The sequence below is a fragment of the Herbaspirillum sp. B65 genome (assembly GCF_000333555.1).
In the GTDB taxonomy this organism is placed as follows: Bacteria; Pseudomonadota; Gammaproteobacteria; order Burkholderiales; family Burkholderiaceae_D; genus Herbaspirillum; species Herbaspirillum rubrisubalbicans.
Genome location: NZ_BADI01000339.1, coordinates 1 through 3,101, shown reverse-complemented (window position 1 = coordinate 3,101; position 3,101 = coordinate 1). Strand labels below are relative to the sequence as shown.

The following is a 3,101-nucleotide window of genomic DNA, read 5'->3' as shown; positions in this document are numbered from 1 at the left end:
GGCCTACAAATCCAATGATGGCCTGGACTACGTCCCGACCAACAAATACGTGCTCTTCGGCCACCAATTTCGCCGCCATCGCCGGCGCCGGTCCGCTGGTGGGCCCGGTGCTGGCCGCGCAGATGGGCTACCTGCCGGGCATGTTGTGGATCCTGGCCGGGGTGGTGTTTGCCGGTGCGGTGCAGGACTTCATGGTGCTGTTCATCTCTACCCGCCGCGACGGCCGCTCGCTGGGCGACCTGATCAAGTCCGAACTGGGCCAGGTGCCGGGCGTGATTGCGCTCTTCGGTGCTTTCATGATCATGGTGATCATCCTGGCGGTGCTGGCGCTGATCGTGGTCAAGGCCCTGGCGGAGTCGCCCTGGGGGACCTTCACGGTGGCCGCGACCATCCCCATTGCGCTCTTCATGGGCGTCTATTCGCGCTACCTGCGTCCGGGCCGCATCGGTGAAGTGTCCTGGATCGGTTTCGTGCTGCTGATGCTGGCCATCGTCGGTGGCCAGTATGTGCAGGAACACGCGGTGCTGGGCCAATGGTTCAGCTTCAACGGCAAGCAACTGACCTGGATGTTGATCGGCTATGGCTTCGTCGCCTCGGTGCTGCCGGTGTGGCTGCTGCTGGCCCCGCGCGACTACCTGTCGACCTTCCTCAAGATCGGCACCATCGCCGCCCTGGCGCTGGGCATCATCTTCATTGCCCCGCATCTGAAGATGCACGCCGTGACCCGCTTCATCGACGGCAGCGGTCCGGTGTGGTCGGGCTCGCTGTTCCCGTTCCTGTTCATCACCATCGCCTGCGGTGCGGTCTCGGGTTTCCATGCCCTCATTTCCTCGGGCACCACGCCCAAGCTGCTGGAAAACGAACAGCACGCGCGCTTCATCGGCTATGGTGCCATGCTCATGGAATCCTTCGTGGCCATCATGGCCCTGATCGCGGCCTCCTGCATCGAACCCGGCATCTACTTCGCCATGAACAGCCCGGCCGCGCTGATCGGCACCACGCCCGAGAACGTGGCGCAGGTGATCTCGCAATGGGGCTTCCATATCACCCCGGAGATGCTCACCCACACCGCCCAGGCCGTGGGCGAACACACCATCATCTCGCGTGCCGGTGGCGCCCCCACGCTGGCCGTGGGCATGGCGCAGATCCTCGCCGGCGTGACCGGCGAAGCGCTGATGGGCTTCTGGTATCACTTCGCGATCCCCTGTCGAGCGCTCTTCATCCTCACCGCCGTGGATGCCGGTACCCGTGCGGGTCGCTTCATGCTGCAAGACCTGTTGGGCGCCTTTATCCCGCCGATGAAGCGCACCGACTCCTGGGCCGCCAGCCTGACGGCGACCGGCCTGTGCGTGGCCGGCTGGGGTTACTTCCTGTACCAGGGCGTGGTCGATCCGCTGGGCGGCATCAATACCTTGTGGCCGCTGTTTGGCATCTCCAACCAGATGCTGGCCGGTATCGCCCTGATCCTGGCCACCTGCGTGCTGTTCAAGATGAAGCGTGACCGCTTTGCCTGGGTCACGGTGGTACCGACCACCTGGCTCTTGATCTGCACCCTGAGCGCCGGTTGGCAAAAGGTGTTCGATGCCAATGCGCGGGTGGGCTTCCTGGCCCATGCCCGCAAGTACCAGGCGGCGCTGGATGAGGGCAAGCTGCTGGCCCCGGCCAAGTCGATCGAACAGATGCGTCAGGTGATCTTCAATGACTACATCGATGCTGGCCTGGCCGCCATGTTCATGCTGGTGGTCATCAGCGTGCTGGTGTTTGGCATCCGCACGGTCTTGCGAGCCCGCGCGGCGCATCAGCCCAGCGTCAAGGAAGCGCCCTACGAAGCGCTGCCGGCCAGCGCCCTGGCGCAACAATGAACCTGCTACGAGGCCATCGCATGAGCAAACCTGGCGCCCTGGCGCAACTGTTGGCCTGGCGGCGCCAGGTCGGGCGCACCCTGAACCTGATGGTCGGGATGCCCGAATACGATACCTACGTGGCCCATATGAAACAGGCTCACCCTGAGCTGCCTGTGATGACGTATGAAGAATTCTTCCGCGAACGTCAGGAAGCTCGCTATGGCGGCAAGGGGCGGGTGGGGCGCTGCTGTTGAAGCATGAAGTTTCCTGTGCGCAATGGCTTCTGCGCAAATTCTGGAAAACCGGCCCGCCAGCGTCGTTGCGCGGGTCGGTTTTTTGCGCTTTCAATGATGCGGATTCGTTCACATAAGGAATTACGCATACGATATAAATTGTTTTTAATTTATCATCTTGGAATATGCGACAAGATGTCAGCATTTTTCAGTTTTTTGATGGTCAAGGTGATAAAAGATGTCAAGCAAGGAACCCGGCAAGACCCTCCTCATCGTCGATGACAGCAAGGTCTCGCGCATGGTTATCAAGGCCCACGTACTGGCGGTGCATCCCGATTGGCAAGTCAGTGAAGCGGCCAATGGCGAGGAGGCGATCCGGCAGGTGCAGCAAGGCGCGCCGGACTTCTGCACGATGGATATCAACATGCCCGGTATGCTGGGCACCGATGCCGCCGCGCAGATCCTGCAGTCGCATCCTGCGGTGCGCATCGCCATCTTCTCGGCCAATGTCCAGGAAGCCGTGCAGACCCGCGCCCAGCAACTGGGCGCTGTCTTCGTCGCCAAGCCGGTCACCGAAAAATCGATTGCCCAGGCCCTGCGCCATTTCCGGGGCGAGTGGTGAGCATCTTCAATGACATCGAGCGCGATGCCCTGACCGAGATCTTCAACGTCGGCGCCGGTCGCGCGGCGCAAAGTCTGTCCGAAATCGTGGGCGATGAAGTGTGCCTGACCGTGCCCTCGGTGGAAGTGCTGCGCAGCGACGCCATCAACGAACAAGTGCTGCCGCGCGCACCCGGCCGCTTTGCCACCGTGAGCCAGAATTTCGGCGGCCCCTTCGAGGCCGAGGCGGTGCTGCTGTTTACCGAAGAGCGGGCGCTGGCCATCGTGCGCGACATGATGGGCTCGACCATGAGCCTGGAAGAACTGGCCGAGTTCGAGCGCGAAGCCATGTGCGAACTGGGCAACATCATCCTCAACGCCTGCCTGTCGGCCATGGCCGATATGCTGGAAATCACCCTCAACA

The 3,101-nt window shown here is 62.2% G+C and carries 3 protein-coding genes and 1 pseudogene; all 4 read left to right on the top strand.

Annotated elements, in window-relative coordinates; genetic code table 11:
* Positions 1-1,862: pseudogene (locus tag I5W_RS08485) on the top strand (carbon starvation CstA family protein); the annotation flags it as partial.
* Positions 1,863-1,882: 20 nt separating this feature from the next.
* Positions 1,883-2,098: a YbdD/YjiX family protein gene (locus I5W_RS08480; RefSeq protein WP_017450857.1), complete on the top strand. Its 216-nt coding sequence runs from the start codon at positions 1,883-1,885 to the stop codon at positions 2,096-2,098.
* A gap of 217 nt (positions 2,099-2,315) precedes the next feature.
* Entirely contained in the window at positions 2,316-2,699 is a 384-nt protein-coding gene (locus I5W_RS08475; RefSeq protein ID WP_017450858.1) for a response regulator, read from the top strand.
* Positions 2,696-3,101 (top strand): chemotaxis protein CheC (locus tag I5W_RS08470; protein WP_044528894.1); only part of this gene is annotated, 406 nt, incomplete at its 3' end. The genes I5W_RS08475 and I5W_RS08470, both read left to right, overlap by 4 nt.